Annotated in this window: 19 protein-coding genes; 14 read left to right on the top strand and 5 right to left on the bottom strand. The window is 71.8% G+C overall.

Features of this window, described 5'->3' with window-relative positions:
* The first annotated feature begins 243 nt into the window (after nt 1-243).
* From ACIRRY_RS44615 to ACIRRY_RS44625, 3 genes are all read left to right on the top strand, one after another.
* On the top strand, nt 244-828 hold the full coding sequence (locus ACIRRY_RS44615) for a PDZ domain-containing protein (RefSeq protein ID WP_403984848.1): 585 nt from the start codon (nt 244-246) through the stop codon (nt 826-828).
* Between the two features lie 135 nt (nt 829-963).
* A complete protein-coding gene (locus tag ACIRRY_RS44620) occupies nt 964-2,091 on the top strand; it encodes a M24 family metallopeptidase (RefSeq protein WP_403984850.1) in 1,128 nt (375 codons plus the stop codon).
* 46 nt (nt 2,092-2,137) lie between these two features.
* On the top strand, nt 2,138-3,079 hold the full coding sequence (locus ACIRRY_RS44625) for an aminoglycoside phosphotransferase family protein (protein ID WP_403984852.1): 942 nt from the start codon (nt 2,138-2,140) through the stop codon (nt 3,077-3,079).
* A 78-nt stretch (nt 3,080-3,157) separates the two neighbouring features.
* Here the strand turns inward: ACIRRY_RS44625 and treZ are convergent, their stop codons facing one another.
* Nucleotides 3,158-4,906, bottom strand: coding sequence for a malto-oligosyltrehalose trehalohydrolase (gene treZ, locus ACIRRY_RS44630; RefSeq protein ID WP_403984854.1), 1,749 nt, complete (start codon nt 4,904-4,906; stop codon nt 3,158-3,160).
* 173 nt (nt 4,907-5,079) lie between these two features.
* Here treZ and ACIRRY_RS44635 point away from each other — a divergent pair, with 173 nt between their 5' ends.
* The 3 genes from ACIRRY_RS44635 to ACIRRY_RS44645 all read left to right on the top strand — a co-directional run bounded on the left by ACIRRY_RS44635 (nt 5,080) and on the right by ACIRRY_RS44645 (nt 7,692).
* Nucleotides 5,080-5,631 (top strand): FHA domain-containing protein, encoded by a 552-nt coding sequence (locus ACIRRY_RS44635; RefSeq protein ID WP_403984856.1) that lies wholly within the window; start codon nt 5,080-5,082, stop codon nt 5,629-5,631.
* A gap of 223 nt (nt 5,632-5,854) precedes the next feature.
* Nucleotides 5,855-7,255 carry a M14 family zinc carboxypeptidase gene (locus ACIRRY_RS44640; RefSeq protein ID WP_403984858.1) on the top strand — a complete coding sequence of 467 codons (1,401 nt, stop codon included), beginning with the start codon at nt 5,855-5,857 and terminating at the stop codon, nt 7,253-7,255.
* Nucleotides 7,252-7,692 (top strand): SSI family serine proteinase inhibitor, encoded by a 441-nt coding sequence (locus tag ACIRRY_RS44645; protein WP_403984860.1) that lies wholly within the window; start codon nt 7,252-7,254, stop codon nt 7,690-7,692. The genes ACIRRY_RS44640 and ACIRRY_RS44645 overlap by 4 nt, the downstream gene beginning before the upstream one ends.
* Nucleotides 7,693-7,713: 21 nt before the next feature.
* Here the strand turns inward: ACIRRY_RS44645 and ACIRRY_RS44650 are convergent, their stop codons facing one another.
* Nucleotides 7,714-9,009 carry a M14 family zinc carboxypeptidase gene (locus ACIRRY_RS44650; protein ID WP_403984862.1) on the bottom strand — a complete coding sequence of 432 codons (1,296 nt, stop codon included), beginning with the start codon at nt 9,007-9,009 and terminating at the stop codon, nt 7,714-7,716.
* 513 nt (nt 9,010-9,522) lie between these two features.
* Between ACIRRY_RS44650 and ACIRRY_RS44655 the strand changes: the two genes are divergently transcribed.
* On the top strand, nt 9,523-10,629 hold the full coding sequence (locus tag ACIRRY_RS44655) for a cytochrome P450 (RefSeq protein ID WP_403984864.1): 1,107 nt from the start codon (nt 9,523-9,525) through the stop codon (nt 10,627-10,629).
* On the opposite strand, the gene treY is transcribed toward ACIRRY_RS44655, so the two are convergent.
* Together treY and glgX are read right to left on the bottom strand one after the other, a co-directional pair.
* A complete protein-coding gene (treY, locus tag ACIRRY_RS44660) occupies nt 10,630-12,984 on the bottom strand; it encodes a malto-oligosyltrehalose synthase (protein WP_403984866.1) in 2,355 nt (784 codons plus the stop codon).
* Nucleotides 12,985-13,067: 83 nt separating this feature from the next.
* The gene (gene glgX / locus ACIRRY_RS44665) at nt 13,068-15,185 is read right to left on the bottom strand and encodes a glycogen debranching protein GlgX (protein WP_403984868.1); all 2,118 of its coding nucleotides are present in this window, start codon (nt 15,183-15,185) and stop codon (nt 13,068-13,070) included.
* A gap of 196 nt (nt 15,186-15,381) precedes the next feature.
* Between glgX and ACIRRY_RS44670 the strand changes: the two genes are divergently transcribed.
* From ACIRRY_RS44670 to ACIRRY_RS44685, 4 genes are all read left to right on the top strand, one after another.
* On the top strand, nt 15,382-16,191 hold the full coding sequence (locus ACIRRY_RS44670) for a Tat pathway signal sequence domain protein (protein ID WP_200681953.1): 810 nt from the start codon (nt 15,382-15,384) through the stop codon (nt 16,189-16,191).
* 76 nt (nt 16,192-16,267) lie between these two features.
* Entirely contained in the window at nt 16,268-17,584 is a 1,317-nt protein-coding gene (locus tag ACIRRY_RS44675; RefSeq protein ID WP_403984871.1) for a copper amine oxidase, read from the top strand.
* 104 nt (nt 17,585-17,688) lie between these two features.
* Nucleotides 17,689-18,930: an SAV2148 family HEPN domain-containing protein gene (locus ACIRRY_RS44680; RefSeq protein ID WP_403984873.1), complete on the top strand. Its 1,242-nt coding sequence runs from the start codon at nt 17,689-17,691 to the stop codon at nt 18,928-18,930.
* A 124-nt stretch (nt 18,931-19,054) separates the two neighbouring features.
* A complete protein-coding gene (locus tag ACIRRY_RS44685; protein WP_403984875.1) occupies nt 19,055-19,777 on the top strand; it encodes a 3'-5' exonuclease in 723 nt (240 codons plus the stop codon).
* A 121-nt stretch (nt 19,778-19,898) separates the two neighbouring features.
* Here the strand turns inward: ACIRRY_RS44685 and ACIRRY_RS44690 are convergent, their stop codons facing one another.
* Nucleotides 19,899-20,762 carry a phosphotransferase enzyme family protein gene (locus tag ACIRRY_RS44690; protein ID WP_403984877.1) on the bottom strand — a complete coding sequence of 288 codons (864 nt, stop codon included), beginning with the start codon at nt 20,760-20,762 and terminating at the stop codon, nt 19,899-19,901.
* Between the two features lie 171 nt (nt 20,763-20,933).
* Here ACIRRY_RS44690 and ACIRRY_RS44695 point away from each other — a divergent pair, with 171 nt between their 5' ends.
* The 3 genes from ACIRRY_RS44695 to ACIRRY_RS44705 are packed head-to-tail and all read left to right on the top strand — an operon-like array spanning nt 20,934 to nt 24,012.
* A complete protein-coding gene (locus tag ACIRRY_RS44695; RefSeq protein ID WP_403984879.1) occupies nt 20,934-21,851 on the top strand; it encodes a carbohydrate ABC transporter permease in 918 nt (305 codons plus the stop codon).
* 44 nt (nt 21,852-21,895) lie between these two features.
* The gene (locus ACIRRY_RS44700; protein WP_403984881.1) at nt 21,896-22,729 is read left to right on the top strand and encodes a carbohydrate ABC transporter permease; all 834 of its coding nucleotides are present in this window, start codon (nt 21,896-21,898) and stop codon (nt 22,727-22,729) included.
* A complete protein-coding gene (locus ACIRRY_RS44705) occupies nt 22,729-24,012 on the top strand; it encodes an ABC transporter substrate-binding protein (RefSeq protein ID WP_403984883.1) in 1,284 nt (427 codons plus the stop codon). Before ACIRRY_RS44700 ends, ACIRRY_RS44705 begins: the two co-directional genes overlap by 1 nt.
* The last annotated feature ends 341 nt before the right edge of the window (nt 24,013-24,353 follow it).

A 24,353-nucleotide genomic window follows, 5' to 3' on the forward strand; every position in this document is an offset into this window, starting at 1 on the left:
TCCACCCTCGAACGGGGGATCCGCCGAGACGACGACCTCACCCACGCCTACCGCGACTGGCTCCAAGCCGCTTGACAGGCAATAGGAGCATCAACACGACGGGCCGCTGCGGACACCCGGCACAGGCGAGCTCTCACCGACGTGCCGCCCCCGGCCTCCCGCTCCTGACCGTCGGTCAGTCTCACTCGTTCGTGGCACGTCGGGCGCCGGTGCGCCGGGTAGAGCATCTGCCGGAGGCGATCCATGGAACAGACTGCGTTGCGTCCCAAGCCGATGCCCGGTCAGGAACCCGGCGGCGGCACCAAGCCCGGCGCCACCCGGCGCCCGCATGCCGCGCGGCGGCGCGGCGGACGGCTCGTGACCCTGGTGTTCGGACTGTTCGTCGGGACCGTCCTGGTCCTGTCGGGGGTCGGACTCGGCACGGTCGGTGCCACGGTGATCGGCATGAGCAAACTCGCCGAGATGCAGCGCACGGCGGCCCGGCGGCCGACGCCGGCGGCCGTCCCGTCCGGTGGGCCCGCGGCCGACGCGAACCCGTCTCCGTCGCCGTCATCCACGTCCGCCGCCGCGACACTCGGGGTGGAGGCCGTGGACGCCGAGAAGGCGGGCGCCCTGATCGTCGGCGTCCACATGCCCGGCCCCGGGTACACGGCGGGCCTGATCCGCGGCGACGTCCTGCTCACGTTCGGCGGCACCCGTGTCGACTCGGCGGCCGACCTCGCGCGCGCGGTCGCGCGTGCCCACCCCGGGGACGAGGTCACCATCACGGTGCGCCACCACAGCGGCGGCTTCCAGCAGTTCACCGTGGTCCCCGGATTCGTCGTCTGACGCGCGCGCGAGCCGTGGAGCGGACGAGCCGGAAGCGCGTCGTTCCCGTCGATCGGCTCGCGTGGCCCTCCGGGTACGGGCAGGATGCTGACCGTAGACCCCTGCCGCCCGTCCCGCCCGTCCTCGGAGGCCTGAATGACCGGTAGCACGCCCGCGCCCTTCACCGCCGCCGACTACCGGGCCCGCATGGACCGCGCCGCGCGGGCCGCGGCCGACGCCGGTCTCGCGGGGCTCCTGGTGGCTCCCGGCCCGGACCTGGTGTGGCTCACCGGCTACGCGCCCACCGCGATCACCGAACGGCTCACCGTCCTCGTCCTGGCCCCCGGCCGCTCCCCGGTCCTCGTCGTGCCCACCCTGGAGGCCCCCGACGCGGCAAAGGCACCCGGCGCCGACGCCCTCACCCTCCGCGACTGGACCGACGGCAAGGACCCCTACGCCGCCACCGCCGCCCTCCTCGACGCGACGGGCCGCTTCGGCATCAGCGACAACGCCTGGTCCATGCATCTACTCGGACTCCAGAAGACGCTGCCCGACACCACCTATGACTCCCTCACCGTCGCCCTGCCGATGCTGCGCGCGGTGAAGGACGCGGCGGAACTGGACCTCATGGCGGCCGCCGGAGCGGCCGCCGACGCGGCGTACGAGGAGATCCGCAAGGTTCCCTTCGCCGGCCGCCGCGAGTCCGACGTCGGCACCGATCTCGCCGATCTCCTACGGCAGTTCGGGCACTCCCAGGTCGACTTCACGATCGTCGCCTCGGGCCCCAACGGAGCCAACCCGCACCATGAAGTAGGCGACCGTGTCATCCAGCAGGGCGACATGATCGTCCTCGACTTCGGCGGTCTCAAGAACGGCTACGGCTCCGACACCTCGCGCACGGTCCACGTCGGCGACCCCAGCGACGAGGAACAGCGCGTCCACGACCTCGTCCGCGAGGCCCAGGAGGCCGGTTTCCGCGCGGTGCGCCCCGGAGTCGCCTGCCAGGAGGTCGACCGCGCCGCCCGCGCGGTCATCGACGACGCCGGATACGGCCCCTACTTCATCCACCGCACCGGCCACGGCATCGGCGTCACCACGCACGAGCCGCCGTACATGATCGAGGGCGAGGAACAGCCCCTCGTGCCCGGGATGTGCTTCTCCGTGGAGCCCGGCGTCTATCTGCCCGGCCGCTTCGGGGTGCGCATCGAGGACATCGTCACGGTCACCCAGGACGGCGGGCGCCGGCTCAACAACACGGCCCGCGAGATGGCCCTGGTGGACTGACGACGACCAGGAGCCCCCGACACCCCGAACGGCGACGGCGCGACCCATGACCCAGGCACCGACACCCACCGCGGACACCGTCCGCCGACTGGTCCGTTCCCTGATCGAGGACGGCGGTACGGCCGGCGGTCCCGGACTCGAGATCCGGCCCGTCACCGAGGGCGGCGAGCACGCCACCTGGTGGGTCGGCTCCCGCCATGTGCTGCGCCTCGCCCCGGACCGTCCGGCCGCCCTGCGCCTGCGCCGCGAACTGCGCCTGCGCGACCTCGTACGGCCGTATCTCCCCGTCACGGTTCCGGCGAGTGTGGCGCACGGCGAGTGGGCGCCCGGGCTCGCCTACACGCTGGACACGAAGCTGCCCGGCCGTTCGGGCGAGGACCAGGATGTCTCCGCCGTCGGCGAGGCCGACCTGGCCGGGCTGCTCACCGGGCTGCGCGAGGTGCCCGCACGGCAGGCCGAGTCGCTCGGTGTCGCGCGCACCGCCCCGCGCTCCCTGGAGACGCTGCGCCGCACCGCCGAGCAGGCCGCCGAACGGCTCGCCGCCGCCGACGAGTTCGACGCCGGGCGCCTCCACCAGCTCACCCAGCCCGGCGCGATCCAGCTCGCCGCGCAGTCCGCCACCGCGGTCCTCGTCCACCACGACCTCAAGGGCGAACACCTCGTGGTCAGCGCCGACGGCCGGGTGCGCGGTGTCCTGGACTGGACCGACGCGACCCTCGGCGACCCCGCCGAGGACATCGCCGGGCTCGCCCTGGCCGTCGGTTCCCCCGCCGCCGTCCGCGCCGCCACCCTCGCCGGCTACGGCGCCCGCCCCTGTCTGCGCGGCCTCTGGCTCGCCCGCTGCGACTCGGTCGTCCGCCTCGCCGACCACCTCAAGGGCCGCGACACCGGCCCTCTCCCCCTCCTGAGAGCCCAACTCCGGCGCACCTGGGAGGCGATCCTGTTGGAACGGGTGACCGAACTGCGGGGCGGGGACGGGGAGTTGTAGCGCGCAAACGTTTACGTAAACGCTCGCGCAAGCGTTTACGCCCGAATCCGCGCCTCCCGCCGGCGCTCCCGAGCCGGTCTACGCCTGCGCCAGCACCACGCACGACTCCCCGGGCACCCGCAGCAACCCGTCCGCCCCCGGCACCTCCACCGGCTCCCACGCGGCCAGGATCTCCGCGGGGCGGGTGCCCAGGGGGATCGCGGCCGGTTCCTTGCCGAGGTTCACGGCGACGCGTACGTCTCCGCGCCGCAGCGCGAGCCAGCGGGCGTCCTCGTCGTAGGCCACCTTCGTGTCGGTGAGGTCGGGATCGGTGAGGTCGGGCTGTTCGTGACGCAGCCCGATGAGCCGGCGGTACCAGGCCAGCACGCGCGCGTGGGGCTCGCTCTCCGGTTCCGACCAGTCCAGGCAGGAGCGGTCGCGGGTCGCCGGGTCCTGGGGGTCGGGTACGTCCTCCTCGGCCCAGCCGTGCGACGTGAACTCCCGCCGCCTGCCCCGCCGTACGGCCTCCGCGAGGTCCGGGTCGGTGTGGTCGGTGAAGAACTGCCAGGGTGTGCCCGCCGCCCACTCCTCGCCCATGAACAGCATCGGGGTGAAGGGTCCGGTCAGCGTCAGCGCGGCGGCGCAGGCCAGCAGGCCGGGGGAGAGGGACGCCGAAAGGCGGTCCCCCTGGGCGCGGTTGCCGATCTGGTCGTGCGTCTGGCTGTAGCCGAGCAACCGGTGCGCGGCCACCCGCGTGCGGTCCAGTCGGCGGCCGTGGTGCCGGTCCCGGAAGCTCGAATAGGTGCCGTCGTGGAAGTAGCCCCCGGTCAGCGTCTTGGCGATCGCCGTGAGCGGGGCCCGCGCGAAGTCCGCGTAGTAGCCCTGCGATTCACCGGTCAGCGCGGTGTGCAGGGCGTGGTGGAAGTCGTCGTTCCACTGCGCGTGCAGCCCGAGACCGCCCTCCGCGCGGGGAGTCACCACGCGCGGGTCGTTCAGGTCGGACTCGGCGACCAGGAACAGCGGCCGGCCCGTCTCGGCGGCCAACGCGTCGACGGCTGCGGAGAGTTCCTCCAGGAAGTGGCACGCGCGTGTGTCCCACAGCGCGTGCACCGCGTCCAGCCGCAGTCCGTCGATCCGGTACTCGCGCAGCCACGCCAGCGCGCTGCCCAGGAGGAAGGCGCGCACCTCGTCCGAGCCGGGCGCGTCCAGGTTCACGGCGCTGCCCCAGGGGGTCTGGTGCGTGTCCGTGAAGTAGGGGCCGAACGCGGGCAGGTAGTTCCCGGACGGGCCCAGGTGGTTGTGCACCACGTCGAGCACGACGCCCAGGCCCAGTTCATGGGCCCGGTCCACGAACCGCTTGAGTCCCTCGGGGCCGCCGTAGGGCTCGTGCACGGCCCACAGGGAGACGCCCTCGTAGCCCCAGCCGTGCCGGCCGGGGAAGGGACACAGGGGCAGCAACTCGACGTGGGTGACGCCCAGTTCGGCGAGATGACCGAGCCGGTCGGCCGCCGCGTCCAGGGTGCCCTCGGGCGTGTACGTGCCGACGTGCAGCTCGTAGAGCACCGCGCCCGGCAGCGGGCGCCCCGGCCACGCGGCGGTGCGCCACGCGTATTGCTCGTGGTCGACGACCGCGCTCAGCCCGTCCGGGCCGTCCGGTTGTCGGCGCGAGCGCGGGTCGGGCCGGGGCGGACCGTCGTCCACCGCGAACCCGTACCGTGTGCCGTCGACCGCCTCCGCCTCGCCGCTCCACCATCCCGCGCGCTCGGGATCGCGCTCCAACGCGCGCGTGGTGCCCGCGCAATGGAGCGTCACTTGGTCTGCCTCTGGTGCCCACACCTCGAACTGCACGGACGGTTCCCCTTCGTCTGCTCACCGGGATGTAGCCCGTCCATCGTGCGTCAAACGAGATCAATCCGCTTTTGAATCCACCCCTTTGGCGCAGGTGTCGTCATCTTCGCGCGCGTGCGGGCCGTTTCCGCGTCTTCTGGACACCCGGGGTTCACTGCCCGACAATCACGAGCGTGACGTCGTCCTTCGAGTTCCACACGTACCCCGCGCGGTTGTCCGACGCGGAGCGCGACAAGGCGCTCAAGGTCCTCCATGACGGCGTCGCCATGGGGCGGCTGTCCCACGACACGTTCATCCGGCGCATGGAGCTGGCGCTCGCCGCCCGCCGGTCCGAGGACCTCGTGCCGCTCACCGCCGACCTGCCCACCGAGAGCCGCCTCTCGCGCGTCCTCTTCGGCACCGTGGAGGCCGTCTCCGGCTTCACGGTACGGCTGCGCAGGGCCTGGCAGGCCGAGCGGCTCCCGAAGCTGCTGCTGCCGCACCCGGGCAACGGACATCCGCTGCGCATCGGCCGCGACCCCGCCAACGGGCTGCGCCTGACCCACGAGACGGTGTCCCGGGTGCACGCCGAACTCATCCGCCAGGGCGGCATGTGGGTGTTGCGCGACCTCGGTTCGACCAACGGCACGACGGTCAACGGCCGCCGGGTGATCGGGGCGGCCGTCGTCCGCGAGGGCGATCAGATCGGCTTCGGACGGATGATGTTCCGGCTCGCCGTCACCTGAGCCCGAAGCAACCCGGACGCAGCCCCACCTCACCTCTGGCCTGGGCGTTACCCGATGTGGTGACTACGGAGTCACGCCAAATCCCTTTCCGTACGGCGGTGTTGACGTACCCCTCGTGTCGTGACTGACTGTGTGTACACCATGCACACCAGGTGAACCGACGGCACCACGATCGTGGAGGTGTGCCCTGCCGCCACTCCTCCGCTACCCGTCCGTCGACGAGTTGGGCGCCCAGGCCGCCGCGCTCGTCGCCCGCCGCCCCCAGGACGCCCGGCTGCGCCGCGTCGGGACCTCCCGCGCCGGTACACCCCTGTGGCTGCTCTCCGTGGGCCACGGCAGCCGCCAGGTCCTCGTGGTCGCCGGGCCGCACGCCAACGAACCCGTGGGCGGCGCGACGGTCCTGCGGCTGGCCGAACGGACCCTCGCCGACCCCCGGTTGACCGAGGACGCCGACGCCACCTGGAACCTGCTCCTGTGCCTCGACCCCGACGGCTCGCGCCGCAACGAGGGCTGGCTGCCCGGCCCGTACAGCCTCGGCCGGTACTTCCGGAACTTCTTCCGGCCCGGCTTCCTGGAACAGCCCGAGTGGCTGCCGGACGGCGCGGCCGGGGCCCGACTCCCGGAGACGCGCGCCCTGTTGGAGGTCCAGGACGAACTGAGGCCGTTCCTCCAGTGCTCCCTGCACGGGGTCGACGTGGGCGGTGGCTTCGTGGAACTGACCCGCGACCTCCCCGGCCTCGCCCGACGCGTCGCCCACACCGCGGCCCGCCTCGGCATCCCGCGCGAACTCGGGCCCTACGACACCCTGTACTGGCCGAGCCTCGGGCCCGCCGTCTACAGCATCCCACCCCCGCGCCCGGGCGACCTCGCCGCGGCGATCACCGAGGCCGCCGTCGAGTCGACCTGGTACCACCCGCACCGGCACGGCACGGTCACCGCCGTCGTGGAGGCGCCGATGTGGGGCGTGGCCGGCGTCGAGAACGGCCAACCACCCACTGACGCCGACGGGTTCCTCCGCACGGTGAGCCACACCCTGCGCCACGACACCCGTGTCCTGGAGCAACTCCTCGCGCGGCTACGGCCGTTCGTGCAAGGCGGGACCGAGACGGAGGCCGGTACGGGCCTCGGGCTGAGGGACGTCTGGCCATGGCCGACCGCCGATGTCCGCCCCCGGACTCCCGTCGTCTCCGAGGCGGCGCGGCTGCTCGCGCCGGTCGACGACTATTTACTGGTGTGTCCCGGGCTCGCCGACGCGTGGGACCCCGATGTCGACACCGCCGCCCGTCCGCTGCCGCCGCTCAACACCGCCCACCTGGCCGCCCTGCGCATCGCGGGGCGGCGGCTGGCGCTGCGGACGGCGGGGCTGCTGTACCAGCTCGTGATCGCCTCCGGGCGCGATCCGGCCGGTGTGCTCCCGGAGTTGGACCGGCTGATCGACGAGTGGTGCGCCGACTACCGCGACGGCTGCGGGGCACGCTGGATCTCGGTCGCGCGCCAGGTCGAGTACCAGTCGCGCGTGGTGCTCAGCGCGTTCGAACTGGCCCGGCGGCACGCGCCCGTGCGTTCCCGTTCGGGTGAGCCGGGCTGGGGTGCGGAGACCGTGGTGCCGATGCACCGGGAATGACGCACATCTCCAAGCCGTACACCCTGAAAGCAACCGCGATCCGAGGGGCCCTGCTCGCCGCGGTCGTGCTCCTCGCCGTTGGCCAAGCACCGGCCCAGGCTGCCGCCGTGCCCACGCCCGGCATCCAGGGCGACTGGCTCTACCTCACCGTCACCCGCGGGGACAGCCGGTCCAGTGACACGCGCGGGACCCTGCTCCTGTGCGACCCGCCCCAGGGGCACGCGCACGCGGCCGAGGCCTGTGCCCAACTGGGCGCGGCGGGCGGGGACATCGACGCCGTCCCGGCCGAGGGCATGATCTGCCCGATGATCTACGCCCCGGTGACCGCCCGCGCGCACGGGGAGTGGAAGGGCCGCCCGGTCGAGTACGCGAAGACGTTCTCGAACGCGTGCGCCCTGGCTGCCCGCACCGGGGCGGTCTTCGCGCTGGACACCTGAGGCGCGGGCCCAGCGGCGGCGTCAGGCCGAACGTCGGGCACGCGCGCGTAGGTCGGCGTCGCCGATCCGGCCCGCCTGCTCGCGCGCGTACAGCGCCGCCGCCACGACCGTGCGGGACTGGTGCTCGACCTGGTGCTCCAGGGGCACCCAGCGGGCCCGGAAGCGCTCCGCGAAGGCGTCGCTCCAGGATGCCACCAGGTGTTCGAGCAGGGGCGCCGCACGGTCGTCGGTCTCCCGCAGGACCCGCAGCAGCATCGCCGCGGCCCGCAACGGCAACCGGCGCCCGAACGCGTCCACACTGCCGACGTACGCCATCGTCGTGTCGGCGGGCGCGGTGTGCGTCCAGTCCGCGGCCAGCCCGGGCACCAGCTCCAGCGCCCACTTCGCGGCCCGCAGCAGCGGCCCGTCGACGCCCTGGAGGCGTGGCAGCGCCTCGGCGAGCACCCGTTCCACCTCCCGGGTGTCCCGCAGCAGCCGGCGCGCCAGCCGCCGTATCGCCGCCGCAGGGGCGGGATGCGGTGCCGGGTCGTCCACCAGGTCGCTGGCCCACATCGGGACCTCCACGACCGCCGTCAGACCGCCGTAGCGGTGCGCGTGGTACCAGGTGCTGTGCCGGGCGTCGTCCGGCATGCTCGGGTACGCCGCGTCCGAACCGGGTGCCGGCATCACATGCACCCCGGGCCCCGAGGCGGGCCAGCCCGCCGCGTCCGAGGCACCCGTCTCCACCGGGATGTGCAGCTCGGCCGCCGACTTGGCGAACGGCTCGGCCAGCCCCGGTATGTCCTTCGTCAACTGCACCCAGCTGCCGCCCAGATCGGTCCCGTGCAGGGTCACCTGGAGGTAGGGCCGCACCTCGTCGATCACCCGGAGCAAGGCGCGGGTCTCCGGGGGCAGTTGATCAGGCGGCAGCACGGAGGGCGACCACTCCGGCTGCTCGGGCCCGGCCGGCCGGTAGAAGCCCAGGTGGTAGTCGAACAGACTGCGCGGCGCCGGCGTGACATGCAGACTCGCCCCGTCCGGATCCGCGCAGAGCAGGAAGTGCCAGGAGGTGTCCCACCTCAACTCCCGCTGCCCTACGACCCGTTCGGCGAGGGAGAGGATCGTGGAGCCGCCGGTCGGCTCGTTCGCGTGGGCGCCCGCGACCACCAGTACCGCGCGCTGGGCGTGCCCCACGGACAGCAGATGAAGCGGTCTGCCCGCGCGGGAGACACCCACCTGCCTCAGGCCGCACAGGGTCGGCCTGTGCGCGGCCAACGCCCTTGCGGACGAGACCAGTTCGGTCACACTGGGGTATCGCAACTCCGGCAGGAGACTCACCCCCGACTAGTCAGCCCCGGCTTCGCATCCGCAGTACCCCACGGCCTCTGTGAACTGTCAAGACGACCATGGGGGAGGCTACCGGGGGCGCCCAGGCGCGTTTACCGGCAGCCGGTAAGGGAGTTGCTGCCAGCAGGGGGCCAGGGTTTTCCAGGAGGTTTCGCGGGCGTCGGCGCTCACTGCCGGTGACTCCCCGTCGTGCCACGCGCGCGTACCCCCGCATCGGGAACACCGACACGGCATCGCGTCACCGCACGCCCGCCGTCCGGCACGCACCCCGGGCCCGTACGCGGGTACGAGCCGGTGGCCGGGACGGCCCCACGGCGTGCGACGGGACCGCGTACGCCGTAGGACCACGGACTGATCGCTTCACCCGTACGGCCGTACGAGGGCTGCGGCCCGCGCGGTGCGGTGGTCGGCTGGGGGCAGCCGCGTGTGCGCATGGCGCGGACGACCGGCCGCACGCCCCTTCCACGGCGTGCGGCGGAGCGACGACCACGGGAGCGGACGGCGGTGCTGTGTCTCACGGACGTGCTCGTCACGCGGACCGCGGGCACCCCGGCCCGCCCACCGGGGCCACCGAGCCTGCTCACGGCCGTACCGGACCCGTATCCGCTCTACCGCGTCCTGCGCACGCACCACCCCCTCGTGTACGACGAGCCCTTCGGCGCCTGGCTCGTCAGCCGCTACGACGACGTCCGCGCCGCGCTCGCCGATCCCCGGCTCGTCCCCCTGCCCGGCGACGGGCCCCGGGTCGCCCCCGAGGCCGACCGGTTCCTCGGCCGGGCGCTGCGCGGGCCCGCGCTGACTGCCCTGACCGCCGCCGTCGAGCGCGGCGCCTATGTCCTCGCCAACCGGCTGGCCGCGCGTGAAGAGGCGGACCTGGTGGCCGAGTTCTGCGACTGGCTGCCCACCGCCACGGCCGTGGCCGCGCTCGGGCTGCCCTATGAGGAGACCGCGCGCGTGCACCGCTGGTGCCGTACGGGACTCGGCCGCTCCGGGGGCGGGCGGCCCGAACTGGGCGCCTTCCTGGGCCCGTTGATGGCCCGGCGCCGCGCCCACCCGGGCGGTGACCTGCTGTCCGTCCTGTGCGCCGCGCGGACCGACGACGGTCCGTTGCCTGACGAGACCGTCACCGAGCTGGTGGGCACGCTGCTCGGCGCGGCGGGCGGGACCACCGCGCGGGCGCTCGCCTCGTTCCTCGCCAACCTCCTCGACCATCCGGGCCAGTTGTCGGCCCTCCGGGCCCGCCCCGAGCTCACGGCGGGCGCCTGGGCCGAATCCCTGCGCCGCGATCCGCCGCTGCACATCGTGCTGCGCCGGGCCGTCGAACCCGTCGGCGCGATCCCCGCCGGAGACACCGTCGCCTGTCTCCTCGGCGCGGCCGGCCGTGACCCGGAACGCTTCACCGACCCCGACCGCTACGACGCGTTCCGCCCCGACCCCGACCCGCTCGCCCCCGAGGCCGAAGCCGAGGCCCTGGTCGCCCGTCTCACGGCCGAACACGGTCTGCGAGCACTCCTGACCGCTCTGCCGGGCCTGCGCCGCGCACAGGGCGCCCGGCGCATGCCCGAGGACCTGGTCCACCGCTCGCCCCGGACCCTCGCGGTGCGTACCTAGTCAGCCCTGGTCCGCGCGGTCCAGCAGCACGACCGGCAGGCTCCCGAAAAGATCCTCCACGCGTGCGTGCCCCGTGAACTCCCGCTCCGGAGCCAGCACATCGACCCAACGGCCCGGCGGCAGCGGCAGCAGCGTGTCGCGCCAGCCGCCCGCCTCCGCGAGCCGCGCCGACAGCCGGGTCACCGCGGTGACCACGCTCCCCGAGCGCGCGAACGCCACACAGTGAGCCGCCGCCGGACCCTGTGCCGTCAGCGGGGTGTACGTCGCCGCGTCGCCGAAGACCTCGGGGCGCCGGGCGCGCAGCCGCAGTGCGGCGGCCGTCAGCGCGCCCTTGTCGCCCGGATGCGGCGGCGGGAACGGCACGGGGCGGCGGTTGTCGGGGTCCACCAGGGCCAGGTACTCGGTCTCCGTGCCCTGGTAGAGGTCCGGTACGCCCGGCATCGTCAGCTGGACCAGGGCCGCGCCCAGCATGTTCGCCCGGATGTGCGGCTCCAGTGCCGTGCGCAACGCGGCCACGTGCTCGCCCGGCGCCCCGCACGGGCCCGCCGCGACGAACGCCGCCACCGCCTCCTCGTACGGCGGCTCCTGCTCCGTCCAGCTCGTGTACAGGCCCGCCTCGCGCACATGCTTCAGCAGTGCCTCCTGGACCCGTTCCGCGTCCGCCGGGCCGAGCCCGAACACCGTCTGCCAGGCCGCCCACGCCAGTTGCGCGTCCGGGACCCCCTCACCGGTGCGGGTCACCTCGGCCAGCACGTCCGCCCAGCGCTCCGGCACCTCGGTGAGCACCGCCAGCGCGGCCCGTACGTCGGCACTGCGCTTGGTGTCGTGGGTCGACAGGACGGTGCCCATGGCGGGCCAGTCGCGCTGCACGCGCGCGCAGTACGCGTGGAAGTCCTCCGGGGACACGGCCGGATCGCCCGGGTTCCCGCCCACCTCGGTCGCCGACAGCAGCGGCACATAGCGGTAGAAGGCCGTGTCCTCCACGGACTTGGCACGCAGCGCGGACGCCGTCTGCGCGAACCGGGTCCGGAACTCGACCTGCTCGGGCCCGTCCCCGTAGCGCCCCAGCAGCAGCTCGCGTACGACGTCCACGGCCCCCGCCTCCTCCGGGACGACGAACGCCTGCCGGGCCTCGGCCGCCGCCTCCTCGGTGACGACGGCTGCGGTGTCCCCCGAGGTGTACGGCCGGTACACCTCCAGGCGGACCAGGAGCTCCAGCAGCGCGGTCCGCAGCGCCCAGGGGGCCCGGTCACGCAGCGCGGGCTCCGGGGACGTGGCACACACGCGTGCCGCCACCCGGGTCAACCGGTCCGTCTCGGCGACCAGTTCGTGCGTGAGCACCTTGTACGCGGCCCGCCGTACCGTCGCCTCCCAGTGCCCGCCCCGGTCCGTCTGCGGGGCCGCGAACCTCCGGTACTGGCCCAGGAGTTCACCGGCGCCCGCCGGGTCCGTGAACAGCCCGTCGACCTGCCTCAGGGCGTCGTAGCCGGTGGTGCCCGCGACCGGCCAGGACGCCGGCAGGTGCTCCCCGTCCGCGAGGATCTTCTCCACGACCGTCCAGCGGCCCCCGGTCGCCTCGTGCAGCCGCCCGAGGTAGTCGTCGGGGTCGGCGAGACCGTCGGGGTGGTCGACACGCAGCCCGTCGACGACACCCTCGTCCAGCAGTTGCAGCATCTTCGCGTGCGTGGCGTCGAAGACCTCCGGGTCCTCGACCCGCACCCCGATCAGCTCCGAGATGCTGAAGAAACGCCGGTAGTTGAGCTCGGTACGCGCCAGCCGCCACCACACGGGCCGGTACCACTGCGCGTCCAGGAGCTGGGGAAACGGCAGCTCCCCGGTGCCCTCGCGCAACGGGAACACATGGTCGTAGTAGCGCAGGACGTCACCGTCGACCTCCAGCGCGCCGATCTCCGAACCGACCGGACCGCCCAGCACCGGCAGCAGCACCTGCCCGCCCTGCGCCTCCCAGTCGATGTCGAACCAGCGCGCGTACGGCGACTTGGGGCCCTCCCTGAGGACCTCCCACAGGGCGTGGTTGTGGCGCGGGGCCATGGCCATGTGGTTGGGCACGATGTCCACCACCAGCCCGAGACCGTGCTCCCGCGCGGTGCGCGCGAGGGCCCGCAGACCGTCCTCGCCGCCGAGTTCGCCCCGTACGCGCGCGTGGTCGACGACGTCGTAGCCGTGTGTCGAACCCGGCACCGACTCCAGGACCGGCGACAGATGCAGATGCGAGACGCCGAGCGACGCCAGGTACGGCACGGCCGACGCCGCCGCCGCGAACGGGAACTCGGGCTGCAGCTGAAGCCGGTAGGTGGCCGTGGGCACTGCCGGGTCGGGTCGCTCAGGTGTCATGCAGACCTACGTACCCGCCCGGCCGTCTTTCGTGTCATCGACCCCCGCATCCGGTCCACCGACCGGCCGACGGGGGCGTCCGCCTACGTGGGCCGTTGCAGCACCGTCATGCTGCGGTCCACCAGGGTCAGCCGGTCCCCGGCCTTCACCTTCGCGCCCGTGCCCGACGGCACCCCCTCGGCGCGGCCTGTGTCGACGATCACCTCCCACTGGCGGCCGTGATTGACCGGCACCACGAACTCCAGCGTCTGGGGGGAGGCGTTGAACATCAGCAGGAAGGAGTCGTCGCCGATCCGCTCCCCGCGCTGACCGGGCTCCGAGATGGCGTTGCCGTTGAGGAACACCGACAGCGCGGACGCCTGCGCCGAGTCCCAGTCCCGCTGGGTCATCTCCTTGCCCTCCGGGGTGAACCAGGCGATGTCCGACAGCTCGTCGTGGGTGCCCTCCACGGGCCGCCCGTGGAAGAAGCGCCGGCGCCGGAACACCGGGTGCTCCTTGCGCAGCCACACCAACGCGCGCGTGAAGGCCAGCAACTCGGACGACTCGGCGCCCTCCTCGGGCCACTTCACCCAGGCCAGCTCGCTGTCCTGGCAGTACGCGTTGTTGTTGCCGCTCTGGGTGCGCGCGAACTCATCCCCGTGGCTGACCATCGGCACACCCTGGGACAGCATCAGCGTGGCGACGAAGTTGCGCATCTGGCGGGCGCGCAGCTCCAGGACGGCCGGGTCGTCGGTGTCGCCCTCGGCACCGCAGTTCCAGGACCGGTTGTGGCTCTCGCCGTCCCGGTTGTCCTCGCCGTTGGCGTCGTTGTACTTGTCGTTGTACGACACCAGGTCGTTCAGCGTGAACCCGTCGTGGCAGGTGACGAAGTTGATGGAGGCCAGGGGGCGACGGCCGTCGTCCTGGTAGAGGTCGGAGGAGCCGGTCAGCCGGGACGCGAACTCCGCGAGCGCGCGGCCCTCGCCCCGCCACATGTCCCGCACGGTGTCGCGGTACTTGCCGTTCCACTCGGTCCACAGCGGCGGGAAGTTGCCCACCTGGTAGCCGCCCTCGCCGACGTCCCAGGGCTCCGCGATCAGCTTCACCTGGGAGACCACCGGGTCCTGCTGCACGAGGTCGAAGAACGACGACAGCCGGTCCACCTCGTGGAACTGCCGGGCCAGGGTGGCCGCGAGGTCGAAACGGAAGCCGTCGACATGCATCTCGGTGACCCAGTAGCGCAACGAGTCCATGATCAGCTGGAGCACGTGCGGGGACCGCATGAGGAGCGAGTTGCCCGTCCCCGTGGTGTCCATGTAGTAGCGGGGATCGTCCGCCAGCCGGTAGTAGGACGGGTTGTCGAGGCCCCTGAAGGACAGCGTCGGCCCCAGGTGGTTGCCTTCGGCGGTGTGGTTGTAGACGACGTCCAGGATGACCTCGATACCGGCCTCGTGCAGTGCCCGTACCGCCGACTTGAACTCCAGGACCTGCTGGCCGCGGTCGCCCCAGGAGGCGTACGCGTTGTGCGGGGCGAAGAAACCGATCGTGTTGTAGCCCCAGTAGTTGTTCAGCCCCATGTCGACCAGCCGGTGGTCGTTCACGAACTGATGCACCGGCATCAGCTCCAGGGCGGTCACCCCCAGCCCCACCAGGTGCTCGATGACGGCCGGGTGCGCGAGCGCCGCGTACGTGCCGCGCAGTTCGTCCGGCAGCCCAGGGTGCAGCATCGTCAGACCCTTGACGTGGGCCTCGTAGAGCACCGTCTCGTGGTAGCCGTGCCGGGGCAGCCGGTCGTCGCCCCAGTCGAAGTACGGGTTGACCACGACCGACGACATCGTGTGCGGGGCCGAGTCCAGGTCGTTGCGCTTGTCGGGGGCGTCGAAGTGGTAGCCGTACACCTCCTCGCCCCAGGCGATCGAACCGCTGACCGCCTTCGCGTACGGGTCGAGCAGCAGCTTCGCGGAGTTGCACCGCTGGCCCCGCTCGGGGGCGTACGGGCCGTGCGCGCGGAAGCCGTAGCGCTGTCCGGGCATGATGCCGGGCACGTACGCGTGCCGCACGAACGCGTCGCTCTCGCGCAGCTCCACCGCCGTCTCCGAGCCGTCGTCGTGCAGCAGACACAGCTCTACTCGGTCCGCGGCCTCCGTGAAGACCGCGAAGTTGGTGCCGGCGCCGTCGTACGTGGCACCGAGTGGATACGCCTCTCCAGGCCAGACCTGCATGGTCACGACTCTTTCAGCCGGGCCCCGCCACCGGGGCGCCTTGGCCATGAGTCTCCCCGAAAGTGAGGGAACCACCTATGACTTACATCCCTCTTACCAAATGACCGGTGCGTACGACGTATGCCGTACGCCGAACCGAGTGGGACAGACACCGCTCCCGTGGTCCGGGGAGGACCCAGGGGGAGTAGGGGGAAATGTGCGAAGGACAGTGCACCGCCACCTGGGCAAAGTGGTGGCGGGTACGGCCATAGCGGTGGCCGGGACCGCCGTGATGGTCGCCGTCACCCTGCCGGGCACGGCGGGGGCGGACGAGTCGGGGGGCACCGGGAAGGCCGCCGGGTCCACACAGCAGCAGGCCGCGGACGGGCTGGGCGCGGCCCCCGGAGTGGTGCAACAGGCCCCCGCCGAGGGCGAGAAGGGCAAGGGCCGGGACCCGCTCACCGACGACGAGACCAAGCGCGTCGAGCAGCTCGCGGTGAACCAGCAGTTCCTCAACTCCAGTGAGAACGTGGACGGGAAGCGCGGACCGCAGCGCCTCGACGTCCAACTCGCCGACCCGAACCCCGACGAGCTGGACAACCCGAACGCGCCGCGCCGCGCGGACGTGACGTTCTACGACTACAAGGACGACACGGTCGTCACCAAGACCGTCAACCTCGACACCGGCAAGGTCGAACAGACCGGCACCCAGCACGGCGTGCAGCCGCCGGCGAGCCACGCCGAGGACGTCGAGGCGGCCGAGCTGCTCCTCGCGGACCCGCTGGGCGCGGGCCTGAAGGCGGACTACAAGGACGCCACCGGCAACGAACTCACCTCGCCGGACCAGCTGTTGCTGACCGCCATGATCTACAAGGCCACTCCTGGACGGCAGTCCGGCGTCCTCGACCAGTGCGGCGAGCACCGCTGCGTACGGCTGTTCCCGAAGGTCAAGAACGGGCCGTGGATCGACGCCCGTGACTTCGTCATCGACCTGAGCGCCCGCAAGGTCGGCAAGCTCACCGGCTGAGCCGACCGCGCCGACCTGCGCTCAGTCCTTCGTCCACTGTCCCAACTTGCTTCTCCTGTAAGGGAGTCACTTCTTCATGCGCGTCAACAGAATCAGCCGTGCCCGCAGGCGGGGGGCCGTCGGGCTCGCTCTCGCCACCCTGGCCGCCGGTGCCACGGCGGGCGCGGGCCCGGCCGTCGCCCAGCCGAAGGCCGCCCCGGCCGCCGCCGCACCCGGCTGCAGCGCCGCCTACACCATCGAGCAGAAGCTCTCCACCGGCACCACCTGGCGGATGTGCTGGCACTACGAGCGCGAGGCCGGCCTCGTCCTGGAGAACATCTCCTACCAGCCGCCCGGCCAGGCCACCCCCATCAAGGTGCTCGCCGACGCGAAGCTCGCCCAGATCCACGTCCCGTACGACGACGGGAAGAACGAGTACAGCGACCTCACCCAGTACGGCTTCGGCACGGGCCTGATGAACATGGCGCCCGGCGAGTGCCCCGGGGGCACCATCAAGACCGTCAAGGTCCCCGACGCCCAGGATCCGGCCCACCCGAACGTCAAGGGCCTCTGTACGACGACCCGTTCACGCGGTCACGCCTTCCGCATGCAGGGCGACACCGCCAACAAGGTCTACCAGACCCAGGGCAAGGACTTCCTCGTCTACACGGTCAACCAGGTCGGGTGGTACGAGTACATCACCGAGTGGCGCTTCCAGGACGACGGCACCATCAACATGAACGTCGGCGCCACCGGAAGCCTTTCGCCCTACGACTACGACGCGGGCGACGGCCGCGGCTGGCCGCTCGGCAAGAACGCCACGGCGTACGCGACGAGCCACCAGCACGACGTCTTCTGGAAGTTGGACTTCGCCCTCGACGGCTCCTCCAAGGGCCGCATCGAGCAGTACGACTCCGCGGTCACCACGCACGGCGCCAACACCCCCACCAACAAGACCACGTTGACCAAGGTCACCAAGGAACTCGCGGGCGACGCCAAGAACATGCGCTGGTGGCGCGTCGTCAGCGCGACCGGCAAGAACAAGGACAACCACGCCCGGTCCTACGAGATAGTCCCCGGCCCCACCACCAAGTACCCGGGCCGCAGCTTCACCCAGCACGACGTGTACTTCACCCAGTACAACAAGTGCGAGCAGTTCGCCAGCGACAACCTGCCCAACTGCGGTGCGGGGCACCCGAAGCAGGTCGACAAGTGGGTCAACGGCCAGACCCTCACCCAGCCCGTGGTCTGGGTGAACGTCGGCTTCCACCACATCGCCCGCGACGAGGACCAGCAGCCGATGCCGGTCCACTGGCAGGGATTCTCGATCGCCCCGCGCGACGTCACCGCCATGAATCCGCTCACTCCGGCCGCGCTCGCCAACCAGAACGGCAATGTGCTCGGCGGAAGTTGAGAAACGACCCTGTCCATCCGGCTGCACCGCCGACCGGTCCCGGAGTACCCTTCCTTGATCGTTGAGACTGGGGAGAGCTCGGGGGAGCGGAAGGCGGTGCACGGGTGGGCTCGGGAGGGCTGGAGTTGCCCCCTGGTGACGAGGGTCACGAGGGGAACTCCGCAGAAGTCCCGCCCGGCGCGGTGTCCCTGGCACGTCCGATGGACGCGGCTGGTTCCATCGGTCCGGAGCTGGACTGGGACGCCGACGCCTGGCGCGAGGTGCGTACGCGCGCCCAGCGAGCCGGCCGCGCCTACATCTGGCTGAACCTGGTCGAGCAGCGGCTGCGCGCCGTCGTGGCGGCCGTCCTGCGTCCCATCTACGAACCCGTCCACGGAGACGAGTGGGTGGTCGCCGCGGCCGGTCCGGCCGGCCAGGAGTGGGTGCAGCGCGCGGTCGCCGTACGCGAAGTCAGCCGCCGCAAGGGCTACTTGCTCGACCCGGCCGACGACAACGTCATCAGCTTCCTGACCCTGCCGCAGTTGCGCGAGCTGATGGTGCAGCACTGGCCGTGCTTCGAGCCGTACATCGACGAGCGCCGCGACGTCGAACTCGCCCTGGACGAGCTGGAGGTGACCCGCAACGTCGTCTCCCGCAACCGCGCCCTGTCCGAGGCCGTCCTCAACCAGGCCGAGCGGGCCTCCGCGAAACTCCTGGAGACCCTCGGCTCCGGCAGCGACGTGCCCTCGGCGCGCCGGCTGCCCGTCGACGCGGTCGAGGAGCTGATCGGCGACCGGTTCGCGGACGTGGTCGCCGTGCACCCCGACCGGGTGCGGCTGATGCGGCAGTTCCCGGCCGAGGACATCTTCGGCGGGGCCCGCCGGGTCGACGCCATCGGTATCGGCCTCAACCTGCTCGTGCAGAACTTCTCCGGCCGCCGGCTGGTCCGCCTCGCCGAGTCGGGCTGCCGGGCGCGCCTGCTGTTCCTCAACCCCGCCTCCAGCGCGGTGAAGCGCCGCGAGCGCGAACTCGGCATCAAGCGGGGCGAGTTGAGCCGCGCCGTCGAGATGAACATCCTGCACATGCGCCGGGTGCGGTCCCGGCTGCGCGACCCGGGAGCCTTCGAGATCCAGGTCTTCGACGAGACGCCCCGCTTCACGGCGTACCTCGTCGACGGCGACGGCACGGACGGCATAGCCGTCGTGCAGTCCTATCTGCGCCGCAGCCGCGGCATGGAGGCACCGGTGCTGGTGCTGCGGAACGGGAGCCGGCTGGTCAAGTCGGACGAAATGGATGACAGCGCACTTTTCCCCATCTACCGCGATGAGTTCGAGCAGATGTGGGCGGATTCGAGACCGGTGTCCTGACCTGTCCCAGGGGCGGGACCAGGGGCCGCTCCGGCAGTAAGCGGAACGCGGTCATCGGATTGTCAGTGGCTCATGCGATCGTGGAGACAACTGGGGGAAAGCACCACCGAGAAGGGGGGCCGTCATGGCCTGGCACCAGGAGCTGCTCATCGGCTTCGACCTGGAGACTACGGGGACGGAGCCGCGCGAGGCGCGCATCGTCACGGGCGCGGTCATCGAGGTCAGGGGCGGACGGCCGATAGGCCGCCGGGAGTGGCTGGCCGATCCGGGCGTGGAGATCCCGGCGGACGCCGTCGCGGTGCACGGCATCACGAACGAACGGGCGATGACCGAGGGCCGCCCGGCCGACCAGGTCGCCGAGTCGATCGCCGACGTCCTCACCACGTACTGGAAGACGGGCGTCCCGGTCGTCGCCTACAACGCGGCCTTCGACCTCACCCTGCTCTCCGCCGAGCTGCGCCGGCACGGACTCCCGTCCCTGCGCGACCGCCTGGGGGGCACCGACCCCGCCCCGGTCATCGACCCGTACACGATCGACCGCTCCGTGGACCGCTACCGCCGTGGCAAGCGCAACCTCGAAGCGGTCTGCCAGGAGTACGGCGTCGTCCTCGACACCGCGCACGACGCCTCGGCCGACGCCCTCGCCGCCGCCCGACTGGCCGGCGCTATAGCCGACCGCCACCCCAAGGTCGCGGCCCTCGGCCCGGCCGAACTGCACCGCCGCCAGATCGAGTGGTACGCCGAATGGGCCGCCGACTTCCAGAGCTTCCTCCGCCGCAAGGGCGACCAGGACGCGGTGATCGACGGCACATGGCCACTGCGCGAGCTGGAGGACGAGCCGGTGTAATCCCGGGGCGGCCCCGTAGGGGCGCGGGGCTGTATCGATATGCGGCTCCGCCGCGTGGGCGCGCCCAGCCACAACGGACCCGCAGTCGCCCGAATACCCCTCGCCCCCGATCAATAGGCGCTCAGAACGGAAACCACCGCACCGTCTCGTCCCCGTCCCGCAACGACCCCACCCGCCGCTCGAACTCGACCAACGCCTCAGGGTTGCTCGGCGCATGCTGAGCAACCCACGCACAACTGGCCGTCTCCCGAGCACCACGCAGCACCGAACAACCGTCCCACTCCCGCACATCCCACCCGTACGCCTCCGTGAACGAGTCATACGCCCGCGCCGGAAAGGCATAGCGGTCACGGGACAGAGCCATCACCACCAGATCGTGCTCACGCAGATCCACGGAGAAGGTCTCCAGATCGACAAGGACCGGCCCGTCCGGACCGACGTGCACATTGCGCGGCAGCGCGTCCCCGTGGATCGGCCCCGGCGCCAGACGAGGCGTGAGCGCGGGCGCGGCAGCCACGAAACCATCCCGCCGCTCCCGCAGATACGCCGCGTCCGCCGGGGCGATCGCGTCGCCCGCGAGCCGCAGCCAGCGCTCCACCCCGCCCAGCAGCTCGCGGGGCGGGAGTTGGAAGGAGGGGGAGGAAAGGGCGTGGACGAGGCGTAGCAGTTCGGCCAGATCCCGGGGTTCGGCGGGACGTACGGAATCGGCCAGCCGGTGCCACACCGTCACCGGATGTCCCTCGACCAGCCGTGCCTTCGGGTCCGCGGCCCGCACCGCCGGCACGCCCGCCTCGGCCAGCCACACCGCTACGTCCAGCTCGCGCCGGGCGCGGTCGAGGAGTTCGGCGTCGCGGCCCACCTTGACGACCAGGTCACCGGCGGCGAACACCGCGTTCTCGCCGAGGGCGAGGAGCCGCGCGTCCCGCGCCGTGCCGGGCAGTACGTCCGCCGCGGCCAGTACGTCCCGCGCCCGTGCCTCGTCCATCGTCCGCCTCCGAGTGGTACCTGTGCGTGTGCGTACGGCGTCGGGTTCCCGCCATCCGACGGCCAGTGTCGCATTCGCACAGGTGGGACGGCATGCGAGGTGCCTTGACGAGGCACACGGCGTTCACGACCATGACGGGGCCCGACCGGGCCGTGCAAAGGGGCTGATTCCATGACATCGGTGACGGGGGTATCGGCGACGGAGGTACGGAGGCCGCCGAGCCGCGACCACGCGGCCTGGTTCCTGGTGTTACCCGCGCTGATCCCGATCCTCGTCCTGAGCGTCGGCCCCCTCCTCTACGGCGTCCTGCTCGCCTTCACCGACTCCCAGTCGGGCCGCACCGCGCCCACGCAGTGGATCGGCGGCCTGAACTTCCGCGACCTGCTGCACGACACCCTGTTCTGGGAGTCGTTCCGGATCGGGCTGGTGTGGGCGGTCGGGGTCACGGTCCCCCAGTTCCTGCTCGCCCTCGGTCTCGCCCTGCTCCTCAACCAGGACCTGCGGCTGAGATGGCTCGCCCGGGCGCTCGCGATCGTCCCGTGGGCGATGCCCGAGGTCGTCGTCGGCATCATGTGGCGGATCGTCTACAACCCGGACGCGGGCATCCTCAACGAGACCCTCCGCGACCTCGGCCTCGGCGACGGCCGCGACTGGCTCAGCAGTCTGGGCACCGCACTGCCCGCCGTGATCGTCGTAGGAATCTGGGCGGGCATGCCCCAGACGACGGTCGCCCTGCTCGCCGGGCTCCAGAACACCCCGCGCGAACTCCACGAGGCGGCGGCCGTCGACGGCGCCGGAGCCTGGCGCCGCTTCCGCACGGTCACCTGGCCCGCCCTCAGACCGGTGGCGCTGGCGATCACGGCGCTCAACCTGATCTGGAACTTCAACTCGTTCGCCCTGGTCTACGTCCTGACCAGCGGCGGCCCCGGCGGCCGCACCCGGCTGCCGATGCTCTTCGCCTACGAAGAGGCCTTCCGCTACGGCCAGTTCGGGTACGCGGCGGCGATGGGATGCGTGATGGTCGCGGTGATCTCGGTGCTCCTCGCCGTCTTCCTCGTGGGCCGACTTCGGGAAGGGGACGACGTATGAGGACCAGCGGCACCACACGAACGAGAACCAGCGGAACAACGGGCATGAGGACGAGCACCGGTGCCCGCGCCGGACAGTACGTCGCCCTGCTCGCGTATCTGGTCTTCCTCGCCTTCCCCTTCCTCTGGCTGATCTCTACGGCCTTCAAGTCCCCACGTGAGCTGGGCAGTCTGCACCCCACCTGGATCCCCCGGCACCCCACCCTCGCCAACTTCCGCCAGGCCTTCGACGAACAGCCTTTGCTGCACGCCGCGTCGAACTCCCTGCTCGCCGCGCTCGGGGCCGCGCTGATCGCCGTGGTGATCGCGACCCCGATGGCGTGGGTCATGGCCCGGCGCCGGACCCTGCTCGTGCGGGCCGCGACGGGGTGGGTGGTGATCAGCCAGGCGTTCCCGTTCGTGCTGGTGATCATCCCGCTGTTCCTGGTGCTGAAGAACCTGCGGCTGATCGACTCCCTGGCCGGCCTGGTGCTGGTCTACGTGGTGTGGTCGCTGCCGTTCGCGCTGTGGATGCTCGTCGGCTATGTACGGGCGGTACCGGCCGAGTTGGAGGAGGCGGCGGCGGTCGACGGGGCCGGGAAGCTCCGCACCCTCGTGTCGGTGACGGCACCGCTGCTCGCGCCCGGCATCGTGGCGACGGCGCTGTTCGCGTTCGTCACCGCGTGGAACGAGTTCTTCTTCGCGCTGGTCCTGCTCAAGACCCCGGAGAAACAGACCCTCCCGGTCGTCCTCACCCACTTCATCGGCGCGGAGGGCGTCGCCGACCTCGGCCCCCTGGCCGCCGCCGCGTTCCTCGCGACCCTGCCCTCCCTGCTCGTCTTCGCCCTGATCCAGCGCCGGATCACCGGCGGCATGCTCACCGGGGCGGTGAAGAGCTGATGCGCCCCCGATGGATCCTCGCCCTCGCCCTGACCCTGCTCCTCGCCGGCTGCACGGGCGGCGGCGGAAACAGCTCGGCGAACGGCCGTATCACCCTCCGCTTCCAGTCCCTGGCCTGGCAGGACGAGTCCGTCACCGCCAACAAGGAACTGGTGAAGGAGTGGAACGCGACCCACCCGAACATCAAGGTCGAGTACGTACAGGGCAGTTGGGACAGCGTCCACGACCAACTGCTCACCTCCTTCGAGGGCGGTGAGGCGCCGGACATCATCCACGACGCCTCCGACGACCTCGCGGACTTCGCCTACGGCGGCTACCTCGCCGACCTCCGGGAGCTGCTGCCCGCCCGGCTCAAGTCGGAGATCCCGCAACGCAGTTGGGACACGACGACCTTCGGGGACGGGGTCTACGGCGTGCCGTTCCTCCAGGAGCCGAGGGTGATCATCGCCAACGCGACCTGGCTGAAGAAGGCCGGCGTACGCATCCCGACCCCCGAACACCCCTGGAGCTGGCCGGAGTTCGGGGACATCACCCGACGGCTCAGCGGCGACGGCAAGTACGGCGTGGCCTGGCCCCTCAAGGAACCGGTGTCCGCCACGCTCAACCTGTCGCTGTCGACGGGCGGCGAACTGTTCCACCGGGGCACCGACGGCAAGGTGACCGTCCGCTTCGACGCGGCCGACCAGGTCGTGCCACGCACGATCCACGACCAGGCGGACGTGGACCACAGTGCCTCGCCCACGACCCTGGGCAGCGGCGGCTCGGACACCCTGCCCGGTTTCTTCGGCGGGAAGTACGCGATGGTCCCGCTCGGCTTCTCCTACCGCCAGCAGATCGCGCAGCAGGCGCCGAAGGGCTTCGGCTGGCAGGTGCTGCCCGCCCCGGCCGGCGCCGACGGCCTCACCCAGGGCGTCAGCCCGCAGACCCTGTCCATCGCCGAGGACAGCCCGCACAAGAAGCAGGCCGCCGAGTTCATCGACTTCCTCCTCCAGCCCAAGAACATGGTCCGCCTGGCCCTGGGCGACTGGATGCTCCCCACCGGCACCCAGGCCCTCAAGGACCCCGCCCTCCACACGACCAAGGACGACTGGGCGACCGGCACCGCACTGGCCGACCACCTCGTCTCCGCCCCCGCCCAGTCCGTACGGGGCTACCCGGAGTGGAAGGACAAGGTGGCCACCCCGGCCTTCCAGGAGTACTACAGCGGCGCGATCACCCTGACCGAACTACGCCAACGCCTGGAGAAGGACGGCAACTTGGTACTGGCGAGATACCAACGCTGACGTGTCGGGCGCCCACAGAAGCGCGCCCCATAGGGGCGCGGGGAACTGCGCGACCAGCCACGACGCACCCGCACCCGCCAACCAACCGCACCCACCTCTCGGGAAGGCGCGACAGAGCCACAACCCCACCCCACAAGAAAACCCCGTTGCCCCACTCCACCCGCCCCACCTAGCGTGAGCGCATGGCCTGCAACGCGATCACGAACTCCGGTCTCGGCCGGAGCTGCACGTATGCGATCCGCATCCGCCGCGGCCCCGGTGCCCTGACCGGCCCGGGCGCGCACGCCCGCTGACACTCCCGCCGGCCCGACCCACGTTCGGTCCGCGGTTCTCCCTGCTCT

This window comes from Streptomyces sp. NPDC101776 (genome assembly GCF_044766845.1).
Lineage (GTDB): Bacteria > Actinomycetota > Actinomycetes > Streptomycetales > Streptomycetaceae > Streptomyces.